This is a genomic window from Massilia sp. LXY-6, assembly GCF_051233485.1.
Classification (GTDB): Bacteria; Pseudomonadota; Gammaproteobacteria; order Burkholderiales; family Burkholderiaceae_D; genus Telluria.
In genome coordinates this window covers 25,897-41,506 of sequence record NZ_JBKFGF010000051.1, presented here as the reverse complement: position 1 = coordinate 41,506, position 15,610 = coordinate 25,897, and the positions used below count along the sequence as shown (strand labels likewise).

Below are 15,610 nucleotides of genomic sequence, written 5' to 3'. Positions count from 1 at the left end.
CCAGCATGGCTACCGATGAAAAAGCTCCCGATCCCGCCCGCCGCAGCCTGCTGAAGGCCGCGCCGCTGGGCGCCCTGGCCGTGGTGGCGGCCCGCGCCGGCGCCGCCGAGCCCGGCGTACCCGCAGCCGCGCCCGCGCCGGAGGTACCGGCCAAGCCGAAGGGCTACCACGAAACCGAACACATCCGCCGTTACTACAGCACGGCCGCCTACTGGTGATTTTAGGAACTGAGGAGCAGTCATGACCCTGGTGAAGACTTCGCGCGACAGCGGGTTGAAACGGCGCAAATTCCTGGTCGGGGCCGGTGTCACGGCCGGCGCCGCGGCGGTCGCGCGCCACCTGCCGCTGAACGTCATCGAGCCGGCCTCGGCAGCCGATCCGGCGCCCGCCGCGCCGCCGAAGACCGAGATCAAGCACACCGTCTGCAGCCACTGCTCGGTCGGCTGTTCGGTGGAAGCGGTGGTGCAGAACGGCGTCTGGGTGCGCCAGGAAGCGGCCTTCGACTCGCCGATCAACATGGGGGCCCACTGCGCCAAGGGCGCCTCGGTGCGCGAGCACGGCTTCGGCGAGCACCGCCTGCGCTATCCGATGAAGCTGGTCAACGGCAAGTACGAGCGCATCTCCTGGGACCAGGCCATCAACGAGATCGGCGACAAGCTGCTGCAGCTGCGCCAGCAATCCGGCCCGGACGCGCTGATGGTGATCGGCAGCTCGAAGCACAACAACGAGCAGTCCTACCTGCTGCGCAAGTTCGTTTCCTTCTGGGGCAGCAACAACTGCGACCACCAGGCGCGCATCTGCCACTCGACCACGGTCGCGGGCGTGGCCCAGACCTTCGGCTACGGCGCGATGACGAACTCCTTCAACGACCTGCACTACAGCAAGGCGGTGATGTTCATCGGCTCGAATCCGGCCGAGGCCCACCCGATCTCGATGCTGCACTTCCTGCACGCCAAGGAACTGGGCGCGAAGATGATCGTCATCGACCCGCGCTTCACCCGCACGGCGCGCTTTGCCCACCATTACGTGCGCGTGCGTCCGGGTACCGACATCGCACTGGTGTGGGGCATCCTGTGGCACATCTTCGAGAACGGCTGGGAAGACAAGGAGTACATCGCCGCCCGCACCAACGGCATGGCCGACGTCCGCAAGGAAGTGGCGAAATGGACGCCGGACAAGGTCACGGACGTGACCGGGGTGCCGGAATCCGCCGTGCGCATGACGGCCGAGATGCTGGCCAAGAACAAACCCTCCTCGGTGGTCTGGTGCATGGGCATCACCCAGCACCACGTCGGCACTGCCAATGTGCGCGCCTTGTGCATCCTGCAGCTGGCGCTGGGGAATATCGGCGTGCAGGGCGGTGGCGCCAACATCTACCGCGGCCACGACAACGTGCAGGGCGCCACCGACGTCGGCCCGAACGGCGATTCGCTGCCGGGCTACTACGGCATCGCCGAGGGCGCGTGGAAGCACTTCTCCAACGTCTGGGGCGTCGATTACGAGTGGATCAAGTCGCGCTTCGGCTCGAAGGAGCTGATGGAGAAGCCGGGCATCACGGTCTCGCGCTGGTTCGACGCGGTGCTGGAAGACAACCAGTACGTCGACCAGCCGACCAACCTGCGCGCCGTGTTCTACTGGGGCCACGCGCCGAACAGCCAGACCCGCCTGCCGGACATGAAGAAGGCCATGCAGAAGCTCGACATGCTGGTCGTGATCGACCCCTATCCGAGCATGACGGCATCGATGCACGGGCGCGAGAACGGCGTCTACCTGCTGCCGGCGGCCTCGCAGTTCGAAACCCAGGGCTCGGTGACGGCGTCGAACCGCTCGATCCAGTGGCGCGAGCGCGTGATCCAGCCGCTGTTCGAGTGCAAGACCGACCACGAGATCATGTATCTGTTCGCGAAAAAGCTGGGCTTCGCCGACGAGCTGGTCAGGAACATCAAGGTGGTCAACAACGAACCGGTGATCGAGGACATCCTCCGCGAGATCAACCGTTCCTGCTGGACCATCGGCTACACCGGCTGCTCGCCGGAGCGCCTCAAGCTGCACATGCAGAACAAGCACACCTTCAACCCGACCACCCTGCGCGCCGAGGACGGTCCCTGCAAGGGCGACTACTACGGCCTGCCGTGGCCGTGCTGGGGCACGCCGGAAATGAAGCACCCGGGCACGCCGATCCTGTACGACATCCACAAGTCGGTGGCCGAGGGCGGCCTGCCGTTCCGCGCCAACTGGGGCGTCGAACACAACGGCGAGAGCCTGCTGGCGGCCGACGGCTGGAGCAACAAGGACAGCGAGCTGGACGTCGGCTATCCCGAGTTCGACCACGTGTTCCTGAAAAAACTCGGCTGGTGGGCCGACCTCACGCCGCAAGAGCAGGCCGCCGCCGAGGGCAAGAACTGGAAGACCGACCTGTCGGGCGGCATCATCCGCGTCGTCATCGCCCACGGTTGCGCGCCCTGGGGCAACGCGCGCGCACGCTGCAATGTCTGGAACTTCCCGGACCCGGTGCCGGTCCACCGCGAGCCGATCGTCTCGCCGCGGCGCGACCTGGTGGCGAAGTACCCGACCTACGACGACAAGGCCGCGTTCTGGCGCCTGCCGACCCTGTACAAGTCGGTCCAGCAGGTCGACTTCTCAAAGGATTATCCGCTCATCATGACCTCCGGCCGCCTGGTCGAGTTCGAGGGCGGCGGCGAGGAAACCCGCTCGAACCCCTGGCTGGCCGAGCTGCAGCAGAACATGTTCTGCGAAGTCAACCCGCAGGACGCGGCCCAGATCGGCGTCAAGCTGGGCGACTTCATGTGGGTCGAAACCCCGACCGGGGCGCGCCTGAAGCTGATGGCGATGGTCACCCAGCGCGTGCCGGAGGGCCTGGTCTGGATGCCCTTCCACTTCGGCGGCTGGTGGATGGGCGAGGACCTGGAAAAGCATTACCCGGAAGGGGGCGCGCCGGCCGTGCGCGGCGAGGCCGTCAACACCGGCTGGACCTACGGCTACGACGCCGTGACGATGATGCAGGAAACCAAAGTGTCGCTGTGCCGCCTGGTGCGCGCATAGGGAAAAGGAGATTGAAATGCCCGCAAGGATGAAATTCATTTGCGACACGGAGCGCTGCATCGACTGCAACGGCTGCGTGACGGCCTGCAAGAACGAGAACGAGACGCCGTGGGGCGTGAACCGGCGCCGCGTGGTGACCATCAATGATGGCGTGCCCGGCGAGCGCTCGATCTCGATGGCCTGCATGCACTGCACCGATGCACCCTGCCTGGCAGTGTGCCCGGTCAACTGCATCTACCACACCGAAGACGGCATCGTGCTGCACTCGAAGGACCAGTGCATCGGCTGCGGTTACTGCTACTACGCCTGTCCGTTCGGCGCGCCGCAGTTCCCGGAGAGCGGCCTGTTCAACCACCGCGGCAAGATGGACAAGTGCACCTTCTGCGCCGGCGGCCCCGAACCGGACACCTCCGAAATGGAATTCAAGAAGTATGGCCGCAACCGCATCGCCGAGGGCAAGCTGCCGGCCTGCGCCGAGATGTGCGGCACCAAGGCCCTGATCGGCGGCGACGCCGGCGTGATTTCCGATATCTACCGCCAGCGCGTCGAGACGCGCGGCTACGGCCCAGAATTGTGGGGCTGGGATATCGCCTACGGCAAGCCGAAGCGCGGCGGCGAGATCAAGGCCACCGGCGAGGGCCCGCGCCCGAACCAGGACGTCACGGATGTGCAAAACCCGCGGAGGCTGCCGACATGAAGCGACTTTTCATCACGCTGTTACCACTGTGCCTGCTGGCCGGCTGCCTCGAGGTCGACCAGCATCCGCAATGGGTGAAAGGCCAGTACGCCGGCAAGAAGGACAATCGCCAGTTCGCCACCTGGTTCCATAACGACAGGCTGGCCTGGTGGGGCACGATCAGCAACCGCAACCAGCACCAGAACGAATACAACCGGGCCAATCCCTGAGGAGCCGACCATGCGACTATTTCACTGGTTATTGCCCGTGCTGATGGCGCTGAGCCTGTCCACGGCCTGGGCCGGGGTGCCCAACAACCGCGCCCAGCCGGCCTATGCCGAAGAGCAGACCATCCTCCAGGCCGAGAAGGATTCGCACTCGCCCGAGCCGGGCCTGGCCTCGAAGGATTCGGGCCGCGTGCACATCGACCGCCACTACCTCGGCCAGTATGGCCAGAAGGAGGGCACCGTCATCGTCCAGCGCGGCGGCAATGAATGGCGCGTGCTGCGCAACGGCCCGCTGGCGACCCTGTCGGGCGCCATCCTCGTGCTGGCGCTGCTGGGCGTGCTCGTGGTCGCGAAGGTCGTCGGCAAGATCAAGGCCGACGAGCCCGACACGGGGCGGCGCATCCGCCGCTTTACCGACTGGGAACGCTTCATCCACTGGTCCACCGCGATCAGCTTCATCATCCTGGCCGTTACCGGCCTGGTGATCCTGTTCGGCAAGAAGCTGCTGATCCCGCTGCTCGGCCACGACATCTTCGCCTTCGTCGCCTACATCTTCAAGTACCTGCACAATTTCATCGGCCCGCTGTTCATCCTGTGCTCGGTGGCGATGTTCTTCACCTTCCTGCACCGAAATTTCTTCAGGAAGATCGACTGGCTGTGGTTCCGCAAGGGCGGCGGCATGCTGACCCACGAACATGTGCCGGCCGGCTTCTTCAACGCCGGCGAAAAGAGCTGGTTCTGGCTGGGCGTGACCCTGCTGGGCCTGGTGATGTCGATCAGCGGCCTGATCCTGGACTTCATCGCCTTCGGCCAGACCCGCTACGTGCTGCAGGTCGCCAACTACCTGCACCTGCTGGGCGCGACCTTCTACATCGCCGCCGCCATGGGTCACATCTACATCGGCACCTGGGGCACCCCGGGCGCCTACCACGCGATGCGCCACGGCGACGTCGACGAAAGCTGGGCCAGGGCCCACCACGGCCTGTGGTACGACGAGGTCAAGGCGGGCGTACCGCCGGGCACCTTCGACGACCGCGTGCCGCCCGACCATCCGCCTTCGGGAGGCGCCCCGGGCAATATCCCGCCGGGCAGGCGCCCAGGTCCAGCACACTGAGCAGCGCTCTGAGGCACGAGGAACACACCATGAAAGCATTCGTTTTTCTGATGCATGCGGGTGCGGCGGCGCTGCTCCTGAGCACGGCCGGCTGCAAGCAGCACGGTGACAACGCCATGCGCGAAACCAAGTTTCCGGGCATGGTCACGGCCGGCGGCGGCACCAGCGGCCAAGTCATGGCGCGCAACGGCGGACCGAAGACCGACGCCACCTATGCGGGCGGCACGCCGGGCATCGCCGGCGGCGCCGGCGGCAATACCGCGGGCGCGGGTACCGGCGGCAGCACGCGCGAAACCGGCCAGGGCCCGAGCAACGGGGTGTCGACGCCGTCCAGCGGCACCGCAGCGCAGACGGGCGCCACCGAGAAGCCATCCGGCGACAGCGGCAACAACCCGGTCAAGCCGGAGGCCACGCCGGCGCCGCAACCGGCCGCCGCCCACCGCGACCCGGGCGCGAGCAGCGCTGCGCCGGGCCGCTGAATCGAAGAGGATCATGCCATGAGAACGCATCATTTCAGGCGAGGACACAAGGGCCGGCATCCCGCGATCAAGGCGGCCCTGCTGATTGCCGGACTGCTGCTGGCCAGCGCCGCCTGGGCAGCCCTGCCGCCGCCGACCCCGGCCCAGCAGCAGGCCGCGGCCGCCAAGAAGGCCGCCGCCGACGCCCAGGCCGCCAAGGACAAGCTCAGCCTGGCGGCGTCGATGGATGCCGTCACCGCCCGCTGGCGCACCCGCGCCGCCAAGGAAGGTTGGCAGACCCATCCGGCAGTGGCCATCGCGGCCGCCGCGCCGGCTGCTGGCGCCGCACCGGCCGCGGGCGGCGCACCCGTCACGGCCGCCGGACCGGCCAACGCGCCGGCCCCGGGTACGCTTGGCGCCGGCGCGACCACGGCCGCGGGGCAGGCCGGCTCCAATCCCGCGATCAAGAGCGAAAAACTGGGCACGGCAGCGCCGAGCGCGGACGTCAAGAAGGGGCCCACCATAGCCCAGCCCCGCGATGCCAAGCCGACCGTTGACAAGGGCACGCCTGACGTGAAGAACCGTTGACGTCCTCCCTGGCCTAAAGGACGGGGATTCCTACTACCAGCGATGCACGTCCGCATCGGGCAAGGATATTTTTAGCAGCATTCACATCACGATCATGCTCAACGCCACACTCAGCGCATATCCACTGCCTTATTCCGAGCGCATCCCTACCTTTCGGACTATTGCAGGAAATCGCCCCGCAACCCGAACACGCCTGGGTGGTGTACTTCTCGTCCACTTCCTCAAACCATGCGCCATGCTTAACAGCCTTGTACGCAAGTTGACTCCGAAAGGACGACCAGCCTGCATCGAGAATGGATTTCGCCATGCTGGTCCTGGCGAGTCCTTTGGCATTCACGTTGCCAACAGCAATATAGTCAAACTCCCGGACGATGCGGGTCGAGAGCTTATGGTGAAAGTCATTTCTGCGATGGGCGATCTGCGCATGGATCGCCTTCACTCGTCGCTTCTTGTTGGCCCGCTGCGCGATGGCCAGCGTCTGCTCTGCACCGCGATAGATGCGCTGCGCCTCAATCTTCTCGCCGGTGGACAACGTGGCGAATTCTTTCAGGCCAAGGTCGATGCCGACGCCGCGCACCGGCCGGCGAGCGTTGGCCGTGTCAACCGAAAGGTCGATCACGATGTTGAGGAACCAATGGCCCCGAGCGTTGCGGGAAAAGTTCGTGCCGTCCTTGATCTTCCCTTCGGGGAGCGGGCGGCTATGGAATACACGGAAGGTATTTCCCGCAAAGCGGAACGCATCGCCTTCGCGCTTCAATTCGCGGCCCTTGATCGGCACCCATCCAAGCGAGCGTTTGCCACGATAGCGAAGATACGGACGTTTTTTTTGGGAGCGGGACTTGGCGTACTGCTCGCACACCGCGTTCACCGTGCCGGAATGCAGGCCAAGTTCCCTGCTACTGCCGGTCGTGAGTTTGTTCAGGTCAAAGCCGGTCAGCCACGGACGATTGAAGCGCAAGGCGTCTTTCTGCCGGTCGTTACAGTAGTTCCAGACGAAATTGCATTCTCGGGCCTGCCTGTTCAGCAAGCCGTTCAGCGATTTCACCCGGTATCTGTAGACGAGGATCACTTTTGCTTGTTCAGGAATTCGTCGATGGCACGGCGGATCAGCTCCGACACCGGAACGTCGCACTGCTCGGACAGGGCACGGAGCTGGGCGAGCATGGGCTCTGGCAGGAATGTATTTATGCGCTTCGTATACGCACGTTACCCGTCATTTAACCGAAAGGCAAGCAAGCCTGTGGCTTGCACTCCTTTCACTCCCCGCCCCGCAGGGCGAGGTTTCTCGGAGCAAAATTGATGAAGATGGGCAGTATGCCGATCGCGGTGCTGATGCAACGCCGCAGCGTCAAGCACGTCTGGGCGGACGATGCCTGGGAAGCGGTGGGCGTGGTGCCCGACCGCGGCAACCTGCCGCCCGTGCAGATGCTCAGCCAGACGCCGGAGCGCGACTACTACCTGGTTTCCGGTCTCGAACTGGAGCTGTACCCGGACGAGAACGAAGGCTATTACGAGAACGTGATGGCGCCCGAATCCAAGGTCTTCGTGCTGTGGCGCATGCAGGACGGTCTTGCGATGCCGGTGCGGGCTTCGGTCAGCTACGTCGAGGGAACGCGCATGTTCGACTCCGGCGAAAACGCCGACGGCGTGACCATGCCGGCCGATATCTATTCCTGGGTAGCCGGCTACCTGCGCCAGTACTTCCAGCCCAAGCCGCGCCGCGGGCGCCAGCACGGGTGACGGGCCGCGCCATGTCCGGGGAAGGATTCCTGCGCCGCTGGGCGCGCCGCAAGACCGAAGTCCGTGAGGGAAGGGAGCCGGCGCCGGCAGGGCTGGCCGAGGATTCCGCCGATGCGGCGGCGGCGGCGCTGGCCGTACCTCAGCCGGCACCGCTGCGGGCGCCGGCGGAACCCGCGGCCGCGCCGGCACGCCCGCTGCCCACGCTGGAAGACGTGGCCGCGCTGGACGCCGACTCCGACTTCTCGGCCTTCGTCGCGCGCGGCGTCGACCAGGCCGTGCGCCGCGGCGCCCTGAAAAAACTGTTCGCCGACCCGCATTTCAAGGTGATGGACAAGCTCGACGTCTACATCGACGACTACACCAAACCGAGCCCGATGTCCGAGACCATGCTGGCCTCGCTCGAACATGCGAAGAGCGTATTCATGAAAATGGTCGAGGACGAGCCGGAAGCCGCACCACAGGCAGCATCGCAAGCAGAACCACAAACACAACAACCACCTGAACAAGAGACGCAATGAATATTCGTTTTATCGAAGGACAAGGCGCCGATCCGGCCGGGGAAGCGCGCAACCTGCTCGCCCGCAGCGCCGCCATCGCCGCCCTCGGCAGCATCGCACCGCACGAGCCGCTCGACACGGTCGGCTACCGCTCGGCCGGCCACACCCTGGTCATCGGCAGCGCCGCCTCGGTGCTGCCCTGGGCCGACCGGCTCGCCGCCGGCGTGCAGGTGACGGTGCTGCTGCTGGATGCGGAAGTGGACGAGAAAAACCGGCCGCCGCTGCGCATCTACCCGGTGTTCCCGGCCCGCGCGGTGGTCTTGAGCGGCTGGCTGGGCGCCTTCCAGGCGACCTGGCAGGCGCCGGGGAAAAGCCCGGAACACGGCAAGTTCGACCTGGTGCTGGACCTCGGCGCCAGCCCGCAGATCACGACCCACCAGCGCCCGCACGGCTATTACGCGCCCGGCCCCGACGAAGCGGCGCGCACCGCCGCCGTCGAGCAGCTGCTGGAGATGGTCGGCGACTTCGAAAAGCCCAAATACTTCAGCTACAAGGAGCGCCTGTGCGCCCACAGCCGCAACCAGCTGGTCGGCTGCAATGCCTGCATCGAGATCTGCTCGGCCGGCGCGATCGAGGGCGCCGGCGACCTGATCAAGGTGAACCCTTACCTGTGCGCCGGCTGCGGCGCCTGTACCACGGTCTGCCCGACCGGCGCGATCTCGTATGCCTACCCGTCCGCCAGCGACACGGGCAGCCGCATCAAGACCGCGCTGCGGGCCTATCAGGAGGCGGGCGGGCTTGAACCGGTGCTGCTGTTTCACGGCCTCGAAGGCGCGGCGCTGCTGGCCCAGGCCGGCGACGCGGTCCCCGGGCGCCTGCTGCCGCTCGGCCTGCACCACACGGCATCGACCGGCATCGAGGTCTGGCTGAGCGCGCTGGCCTATGGCGCGGCCGGCGTCACGGTGTTCATGACGGATGCCGAGGCCCCGCAGTACGCGGCCGCGCTCGGCCAGCAGATGGAGATCGCCCAGGCCATCCTCGACGGCCTCGGTTATGCCGGCCCGCACCTGCAGCTGCTGCGGGCGAGCAGCGTCGACGAGCTGACGGTCGCGCTGCAGCACGCGCCCCGGGGGCAAACCCCAAGCCAGCGCGCCGGCTTCAACCTCGCCGCGGACAAGCGCAACACGCTCGACTACGCGCTCGACCACCTGGTGCGCCACGCGCCTGCGCCCGTGCAGGAGATTGCGCTACCGGCGGGGGCGCCGTTCGGCACGCTGGCGGTAGACTCCTCCGCCTGCAGCCTGTGCATGTCCTGCGTCGGTGCCTGCCCGAGTTCGGCGCTGATGGATGGCCAGAACGCGCCCCAGCTGCGCTTCGTCGAGAAGAACTGCGTCCAGTGCGGCCTGTGCGCCACGACCTGTCCGGAAGACGCGATCCGCCTGGTGCCGCGCATGAACCTGATGGAGACGCGCAAGCAGACCGTCGTGCTGAACGAAACCCAGCCCTTCCACTGCATCCGCTGCAGCAAGCCGTTCGGCACGCTGCGCATGGTCGAGATGATGCTGGGGCGCCTGGCCTCGCATCCGGCCTTCGCCGGCAACCTCGAGCGCATGCGCATGTGCGGCGATTGTCGCGTGATCGACATGATGACCCCGCGCGACGAGGTGAGCATCGAGCAGGTCCAGGAGCTGCGGCGAAAATAGCGCACGTGTAACCCGGCCGTCAGCAAGCCATGGCAAAATGTTCGCAATAAAACATACAACCCTGCGAACAAGGAGACAGCCATGGCCGCAACCCCCTACGAGCGCTTCATCCAGGCGCGCGACTTCCTGCAACAGCAGCGCCTCGACTACGACACCGCCTACCGCGACTACCGGGCGCCCGAACTCATTGAATTCAACTGGGCGCTCGACTTCTTCGACGTCCAGGCGAAGGACAACCCGACGCCGGCCCTGTGGGTGGTCGAGGAAGACGGCAGCGAGAAGAAGATCAGCTATGCCGACATGGCGACCCGCTCCGGCCAGGTCGCCAACTGGCTGCGCGCACAAGGCGTGCGGCGCGGCGACCGGGTCCTGCTCATGCTGCCCAACCGCGTCGAGCTGTGGGAGATCATGCTGGCCGGAATCAAGCTGGGCGCGGTGCTGGTGCCGACCACGATGCTGGTGTCGCCCGCCGACCTCGAAGACCGCCTGCAGCGCGGCCGCATCCGCCACGTGATCGCGCAGGCGTCCGAGGCGCACAAGTTCGCGGAGCTGCCGGGCGACTACACCCGCATCGCCGTCGGCGGCGCAGCGGATGGCTGGACCGATTTCGCCGACAGCAGCGCCGCAGCGTTAGCCTTTACCCCTGAGGGCATCACGAAAGCCACCGACCCGCTGCTGCTGTACTTCACCTCCGGCACCACCGCCAAGCCCAAGCTGGTGCTGCACAGCCACCAGAGCTACCCGGTCGGCCACCTGTCGACCATGTACTGGATCGGCCTGAAACAGGGCGACGTGCACTGGAACATCAGCTCGCCCGGCTGGGCGAAACACGCGTGGAGCTGCTTCTTCGCGCCGTGGAACGCCGGCGCCACCATCTTCGTCTACAACTACGAGCGCTTCTCGGCGCGCGCCTGCATCGACGTGATCTGCCGCTGCGGCGTGACGTCGCTATGCGCGCCGCCGACCGTGTGGCGCATGATGATCAAGGAAGACCTGGCGGCGTGGAAGCCGCCGCTGCGCGAACTGGTCGGCGCCGGCGAGCCGCTGAATCCGGAAGTCATCGAGCAGGTCGAACGGGCCTGGGGCATCCGCATCCGCGACGGCTTCGGCCAGTCCGAAACCACCTGCCAGATCGGCAATCCGCCGGGCCAGCTCGTCAAGCCGGGCTCGATGGGACGTCCGCTGCCGGGCTACCGCGTGACCCTGCTCGACGCCGACGACCAGCCGGCCGAAGAGGGAGAGATCGCGTTGAAGCTCGACCCGGTGCCGCAGGGCCTGATGCTGTGCTACGAGGGCGACGAGGCCAAGACCGCCGACGTCATGCGCGCCGGCCACTACCATACCGGCGACACCGCCAGCATCGATGCGGACGGCTACTATTTCTACGTCGGCCGCAACGACGACGTGTTCAAGTCCTCGGACTACCGCATCAGCCCCTTCGAGCTGGAGAGCGTGCTGATCGAGCATCCGGACGTGCTGGAAGCGGCGATCGTCCCGAGTCCCGACGCGCTGCGCCTGTCGGTGCCGAAGGCCTTCATTACGCTGCGTCCCGGGGTCGAGCCGACCCGCGAGCTGGCCGGCGCCATCTTCGCGTTCGCGCGCGAGCGGCTGTCGCCCTACAAGCGGATCCGCCGGCTGGAGTTTACCGAGCTGCCGAAGACCATCTCGGGCAAGATCCGCCGGGTCGAACTGCGCAAGGCCGAGCAGGCGGGCGGACGCGCCGGTGAGTTCCTCGAGGAGGATTTCGGCGCCTGACGCGGCGCCGGCAGGGGAGGGAATCCGTGTAGCAGTCCTGCGGCGATTCGGTGAATAATATAGAATCGACAACAAGCGGCCCCGTCCCTTCAACCTCCCCCTATCCAAAATGAGCACCACGAAGAAACCCGCAGCACCGAAGCTAGCCGCCTACGAAGTCAGGAAGTCCCCGGTCCACGGCAATGGCGTGTTCGCCCTGCGCCCGATCGCGGCCGGGGAACGCATCATCGAATACCGCGGCGAGCGCATCAGCTGGGACGCTGCAACCCAGCGCGCCGCCGAGCGCGGCGGGCCCGTCAACCACACCTTCTATTTCAGCCTGGCCGACGGCAACGTGATCGACGGCGGCCGGCGCGGCAACGATGCGCGCTGGATCAACCACGCCTGCGAGCCGAACTGCGAAGCCTACGAGGAAGACGGCCGCGTCTACATCCACGCCCTGCGCGACATCGACGAGGGCGAGGAACTCAACTACAACTATGCGCTGATCTACGACGAGCGGCACACGCCCGCCCTCAAGCGCCTGTTCGCCTGCCGCTGCGGCACCCCAGCCTGTAGCGGTACCATGCTGGCGCCCAAGCGCCGCGCGAAAAAGCCGGTGCAAGATCGCACCTGAACCGAAAGCCTCCAATGAAACCAGTCGTCCGCAGTCTGCTCGAAACCGACCTTTATAAATTCACGATGTGGCAGGCCTTCCTGCACATGCACCCCGGTGCCATCGGAGAATACGAATTCAAATGCCGCAACACGCCGGCCTTTCCGCTGGCCGAGCTGAAGGACGAGGTCGAACGCGAGCTGGACCGCCTGTGCGAGATGATGTTCAGCGAGGAGGAAGTGGAATACCTGCGCTCGCTGCGCTTCATCAAGAGCGATTTCGCCGATTTCCTGACCCTGTTCCGCTTCCAGCGCAAGTTCGTCAGCGTCAACACCGACGGCCCGCACCTGCGCATCCGCGCTTCCGGCCCGATCGTGCACGTGATGGGCTTCGAGATCTTCGTGCTCTACATCGTCAACGAACTGTATTTCCGCCGTGTCGACCAGGCGGCTGCGCTGGAAGAGGGCCGCAAGCGCCTGAAACAGAAGGTCGACGAATTCCGCGCCTTCGACACGGAACCGAAGCGCCTGAACCCCTTCGATTTCTTCGATTTCGGCGTGCGCCGCCGCTTTTCCGGCGAGTGGCACGAAGAAGTGGTGGCCACCATGGCGCGCGAGCTGCCGCAGTACTTCAGGGGCACCTCGAACGTCTACCTGGCGAAGAAATTCAACCTGGTGCCGATCGGCACCATGGCCCACGAATACATGCAGGCTTTCCAATCCTTCGACGTACGCCTGCGCGACTTCCAGAAGAAGGCGCTGGAAGACTGGGTGCAGGAATACCGGGGCGACCTCGGCACCGCGCTGACCGACGTGGTCGGCATGGATGCTTTCCTGCGCGACTTCGACCTGTATTTCGCCAAGCTGTTCGACGGCCTGCGCCACGATTCCGGCGACCCGGTCGAATGGGGCGAGAAGGCCTTGGCCCATTACGCCAAGCTGCGCATCGACGCCCGCACCAAGCGCCTGGTGTTCTCGGACGCGCTGACGGTGCCGAAGGCCTTGGACCTGTACCGCCACTTCGCCGACCGCGTGCAGCTGGGCTTCGGCATCGGCACCAAGCTCACCAACGACACGCAATTCGAGCCGCTGAACATCGTCATGAAGCTGGTGCGCTGCAACGGCCAGCCGGTGGCCAAGCTGTCGGACAGCCCCGGCAAGGGCATGGGCACCGACGATACGTTTATCGCTTATTTACGGCAAGTATTCGATCAACATATTTAATCCAGAATGCATTAATTCACATTCATTTGTACGATTCTATTTAATATTTTTCGATAAAGAAATTGAACATACTTTTGAATAATGTATTCGTTCAAGATGTCGTTTTTAATCTCTAGATTAATCATAATTATGGACTTTCGGTAAGGATCTGGATTATAGTATTGACGTGTCTCATCAATATGATGTGCGGACATTGGTACCGGAGAAAACATCACCAACGCGCTGAAATTTAGTAAGTAATACCTTCAGCGGATGTTCTTATTTTTTCTAAAAGAAAATATAATGTCCAATATACATAATGTATTGAATAAACCGATTCGCGTCCTGGTGGTCGAAAACCATCAGCTCATGTTGTGGGCGCTGACCAAATTGATCAACGGGCACCGTCCCCTGATGGAAGTGGTCAGCATCGCCAGTAATCAAACCGATGCGCTCCTCCAGATTCCCGGCGTTACCCCGGACCTTGTCCTGATGCGCAACGAACTCGCGACGATGACGGTGGAGGGCCTGTTGCCCGAGGCGCTGACCACCGGACGCCGCACGCTCCTTTTCATGGAAGAGGTCACGGAAGATACGCTGGCGGCAAGCGTCCGTTGCGGCGCACAGGGCGTGCTGACCCGGCGCTCCAGCGCCGACGAGATCATCAAGGCCATCGAAAAAACCCATGAAGGCGAGTTGTGGTTTGGCCGTGAGGCGACTGGGATGGCTTTGCAGGTCATGCGGCGGGCGCGTGAGCAGCCGGCGCCGGCGACACCCAAGGGACATCTTAGTTTACTGACGCCGCGTGAACGCAAGGTATTGCATGCCGTCGTCGATAATAAAGTTCGCACGAATAAGGATCTGGCGAAACAACTCTTTATTTCGGAGTCGACTTTGAGGAATCATTTATCCTCGATTTACCAGAAGCTTGGGGTTGGTAATCGATTGGATTTGTATGTTTATGTGCGGAGCCATCTGGGGGTGGGTGTGGCGGAAGTGGCTTAGCAGGCTGGATAACTAGGTTGTTATTAGACAGGGCGCAATCTTTGGATTGCGCCCTGTGTTTTTGCGATCACTGCTGGCCGGACAGCATTGGACCGACGTGGCGGACGATCTGTATGATTGCCGGTCCTAGCACGACCATAATAATGGATGGAAAAATGAACAAGACAAGCGGGAAGAGCATCTTGGTCGGCACCTTCGCCGCATGTTCCTCTGCCCGCACCTGGCGCTTGTGACGCAGGTCTTCGGAAAACACGCGCAACGAATCTCCGACGCTAGTACCAAATTTATCGGCCTGAATCAGCATGGTAGCGAAGGAGTTGAGTTCTTCCACACCGCTGCGCAGAGATAGATTTCGCAATGCCTTTTCGCGGGTGCTGCCTGCGCGAATCTCTAGGTTAGTTAGCTGCAACTCTTCCGCCAGTGTAGCACTCTTGTCCAGCAGCTCTTCGGCAACGCGCGTGAGTGCGGCATCTAGACCAAGGCCAGCCTCCACACACACCAGCATCAGGTCGGCTGCGTCGGGGAAATTGTCGAAAATCTCGCGCTTGCGTCGCTTTACAACGAAATTCAATAAAATATTCGGAAGGTAGCAGCCAATGGCTGCCGCACAAAACACGCCCGTCAATAGTTTCACAGTGCTTATTTCTTGCGTGCCTCGCAGCAAAAAGAACACCGGGACAGCAAGAAGGAATGGAAGCAGGGTCTTCAGGCCGAAGAAAACGTGTGGGGCCCTTGGCTGGCGGATACCGGCTTGGATGAATTTCAGACGGAACGGGGAAGACTCCCAGTCTCCTGAGGGCGTGGACAGTTTCGCAAACGGTGTAACGACGTTGACGACGGCAGTCTGCCAGCCCATCGCATCAGGATCGCTCCTGTTGGACAAGGCGTGTAGCCGCTTGTCGGTTTTGTCGGGAACGAGCCAGAGGAAAGCTCCGATCGTTCCAAAGGTGACTGCAAAGAAGACGACAATGGGGAGTAACATCGAAT

At 64.1% G+C, this 15,610-nt stretch carries 17 protein-coding genes; 14 read left to right on the top strand and 3 right to left on the bottom strand.

The window, feature by feature from the left end; genetic code table 11:
- The first annotated feature begins 5 nt into the window (after positions 1–5).
- The 7 genes from ACI48D_RS21215 to ACI48D_RS21185 are packed head-to-tail and all read left to right on the top strand — an operon-like array spanning position 6 to position 6,126.
- Complete coding sequence (locus tag ACI48D_RS21215; protein WP_435573237.1) at positions 6–218, top strand: formate dehydrogenase; 213 nt, start codon at positions 6–8, stop codon at positions 216–218.
- A 22-nt stretch (positions 219–240) separates the two neighbouring features.
- Positions 241–3,063 carry a formate dehydrogenase subunit alpha gene (locus ACI48D_RS21210; protein ID WP_435573236.1) on the top strand — a complete coding sequence of 941 codons (2,823 nt, stop codon included), beginning with the start codon at positions 241–243 and terminating at the stop codon, positions 3,061–3,063.
- Positions 3,064–3,079: 16 nt separating this feature from the next.
- Positions 3,080–3,760 (top strand): formate dehydrogenase FDH3 subunit beta, encoded by a 681-nt coding sequence (fdh3B, locus tag ACI48D_RS21205; RefSeq protein WP_435573235.1) that lies wholly within the window; start codon positions 3,080–3,082, stop codon positions 3,758–3,760.
- A complete protein-coding gene (locus tag ACI48D_RS21200; protein ID WP_435573234.1) occupies positions 3,757–3,969 on the top strand; it encodes a hypothetical protein in 213 nt (70 codons plus the stop codon). The genes fdh3B and ACI48D_RS21200 overlap by 4 nt, the downstream gene beginning before the upstream one ends.
- 10 nt (positions 3,970–3,979) lie before the next feature.
- A complete protein-coding gene (locus ACI48D_RS21195) occupies positions 3,980–5,080 on the top strand; it encodes a formate dehydrogenase subunit gamma (protein WP_435573233.1) in 1,101 nt (366 codons plus the stop codon).
- Positions 5,081–5,109: 29 nt separating this feature from the next.
- Positions 5,110–5,559: a hypothetical protein gene (locus ACI48D_RS21190; RefSeq protein ID WP_435573232.1), complete on the top strand. Its 450-nt coding sequence runs from the start codon at positions 5,110–5,112 to the stop codon at positions 5,557–5,559.
- Between the two features lie 18 nt (positions 5,560–5,577).
- Complete coding sequence (locus tag ACI48D_RS21185; protein ID WP_435573231.1) at positions 5,578–6,126, top strand: hypothetical protein; 549 nt, start codon at positions 5,578–5,580, stop codon at positions 6,124–6,126.
- A gap of 13 nt (positions 6,127–6,139) precedes the next feature.
- On the opposite strand, the gene ACI48D_RS21180 is transcribed toward ACI48D_RS21185, so the two are convergent.
- Both ACI48D_RS21180 and ACI48D_RS21175 read right to left on the bottom strand, forming a co-directional pair.
- On the bottom strand, positions 6,140–7,195 hold the full coding sequence (locus ACI48D_RS21180; RefSeq protein WP_435573230.1) for an RNA-guided endonuclease InsQ/TnpB family protein: 1,056 nt from the start codon (positions 7,193–7,195) through the stop codon (positions 6,140–6,142).
- Positions 7,192–7,290 (bottom strand): ribbon-helix-helix domain-containing protein, encoded by a 99-nt coding sequence (locus tag ACI48D_RS21175; protein WP_435573229.1) that lies wholly within the window; start codon positions 7,288–7,290, stop codon positions 7,192–7,194. The genes ACI48D_RS21180 and ACI48D_RS21175 overlap by 4 nt, the downstream gene beginning before the upstream one ends.
- Positions 7,291–7,425: 135 nt before the next feature.
- On the opposite strand from ACI48D_RS21175, the gene ACI48D_RS21170 reads away from it, so the two are divergent.
- The 7 genes from ACI48D_RS21170 to ACI48D_RS21140 all read left to right on the top strand — a co-directional run bounded on the left by ACI48D_RS21170 (position 7,426) and on the right by ACI48D_RS21140 (position 14,623).
- Positions 7,426–7,866 carry a DUF3305 domain-containing protein gene (locus tag ACI48D_RS21170; protein ID WP_435573228.1) on the top strand — a complete coding sequence of 147 codons (441 nt, stop codon included), beginning with the start codon at positions 7,426–7,428 and terminating at the stop codon, positions 7,864–7,866.
- An 11-nt stretch (positions 7,867–7,877) separates the two neighbouring features.
- Complete coding sequence (locus tag ACI48D_RS21165; protein WP_435573227.1) at positions 7,878–8,384, top strand: DUF3306 domain-containing protein; 507 nt, start codon at positions 7,878–7,880, stop codon at positions 8,382–8,384.
- Entirely contained in the window at positions 8,381–10,066 is a 1,686-nt protein-coding gene (locus ACI48D_RS21160) for a 4Fe-4S binding protein (RefSeq protein WP_435573226.1), read from the top strand. Before ACI48D_RS21165 ends, ACI48D_RS21160 begins: the two co-directional genes overlap by 4 nt.
- A gap of 81 nt (positions 10,067–10,147) precedes the next feature.
- Positions 10,148–11,821 (top strand): AMP-binding protein, encoded by a 1,674-nt coding sequence (locus ACI48D_RS21155; protein ID WP_435573225.1) that lies wholly within the window; start codon positions 10,148–10,150, stop codon positions 11,819–11,821.
- A 109-nt stretch (positions 11,822–11,930) separates the two neighbouring features.
- On the top strand, positions 11,931–12,437 hold the full coding sequence (locus tag ACI48D_RS21150; RefSeq protein WP_435573224.1) for an SET domain-containing protein: 507 nt from the start codon (positions 11,931–11,933) through the stop codon (positions 12,435–12,437).
- A gap of 14 nt (positions 12,438–12,451) precedes the next feature.
- Positions 12,452–13,639, top strand: a complete 1,188-nt coding sequence (pncB, locus tag ACI48D_RS21145; protein WP_435573223.1) for a nicotinate phosphoribosyltransferase — start codon at positions 12,452–12,454, stop codon at positions 13,637–13,639.
- A 282-nt stretch (positions 13,640–13,921) separates the two neighbouring features.
- Complete coding sequence (locus ACI48D_RS21140) at positions 13,922–14,623, top strand: response regulator transcription factor (protein ID WP_435573222.1); 702 nt, start codon at positions 13,922–13,924, stop codon at positions 14,621–14,623.
- Positions 14,624–14,690: 67 nt separating this feature from the next.
- Here ACI48D_RS21140 and ACI48D_RS21135 read toward each other — a convergent pair whose 3' ends face one another.
- Positions 14,691–15,605 (bottom strand): type II secretion system F family protein, encoded by a 915-nt coding sequence (locus ACI48D_RS21135; protein ID WP_435573221.1) that lies wholly within the window; start codon positions 15,603–15,605, stop codon positions 14,691–14,693.
- Positions 15,606–15,610 lie beyond the last annotated feature (5 nt).

Bases quoted from the DNA above. Each gene is read 5' to 3' on its own strand.
- ACI48D_RS21215 (WP_435573237.1), top strand. From the start codon at position 6: ATGGCTACCGATGAAAAAGCTCCCGATCCCGCCCGCCGCAGCCTGCTG.
- ACI48D_RS21210 (WP_435573236.1), top strand. From the start codon at position 241: ATGACCCTGGTGAAGACTTCGCGCGACAGCGGGTTGAAACGGCGCAAA.
- fdh3B (WP_435573235.1), top strand. From the start codon at position 3,080: ATGCCCGCAAGGATGAAATTCATTTGCGACACGGAGCGCTGCATCGAC.
- ACI48D_RS21200 (WP_435573234.1), top strand. From the start codon at position 3,757: ATGAAGCGACTTTTCATCACGCTGTTACCACTGTGCCTGCTGGCCGGC.
- ACI48D_RS21195 (WP_435573233.1), top strand. From the start codon at position 3,980: ATGCGACTATTTCACTGGTTATTGCCCGTGCTGATGGCGCTGAGCCTG.
- ACI48D_RS21190 (WP_435573232.1), top strand. From the start codon at position 5,110: ATGAAAGCATTCGTTTTTCTGATGCATGCGGGTGCGGCGGCGCTGCTC.
- ACI48D_RS21185 (WP_435573231.1), top strand. From the start codon at position 5,578: ATGAGAACGCATCATTTCAGGCGAGGACACAAGGGCCGGCATCCCGCG.
- ACI48D_RS21175 (WP_435573229.1), bottom strand. From the start codon at position 7,290: ATGCTCGCCCAGCTCCGTGCCCTGTCCGAGCAGTGCGACGTTCCGGTG.
- ACI48D_RS21170 (WP_435573228.1), top strand. From the start codon at position 7,426: ATGAAGATGGGCAGTATGCCGATCGCGGTGCTGATGCAACGCCGCAGC.
- ACI48D_RS21165 (WP_435573227.1), top strand. From the start codon at position 7,878: ATGTCCGGGGAAGGATTCCTGCGCCGCTGGGCGCGCCGCAAGACCGAA.
- ACI48D_RS21160 (WP_435573226.1), top strand. From the start codon at position 8,381: ATGAATATTCGTTTTATCGAAGGACAAGGCGCCGATCCGGCCGGGGAA.
- ACI48D_RS21155 (WP_435573225.1), top strand. From the start codon at position 10,148: ATGGCCGCAACCCCCTACGAGCGCTTCATCCAGGCGCGCGACTTCCTG.
- ACI48D_RS21150 (WP_435573224.1), top strand. From the start codon at position 11,931: ATGAGCACCACGAAGAAACCCGCAGCACCGAAGCTAGCCGCCTACGAA.
- pncB (WP_435573223.1), top strand. From the start codon at position 12,452: ATGAAACCAGTCGTCCGCAGTCTGCTCGAAACCGACCTTTATAAATTC.
- ACI48D_RS21140 (WP_435573222.1), top strand. From the start codon at position 13,922: ATGTCCAATATACATAATGTATTGAATAAACCGATTCGCGTCCTGGTG.
- ACI48D_RS21135 (WP_435573221.1), bottom strand. From the start codon at position 15,605: ATGTTACTCCCCATTGTCGTCTTCTTTGCAGTCACCTTTGGAACGATC.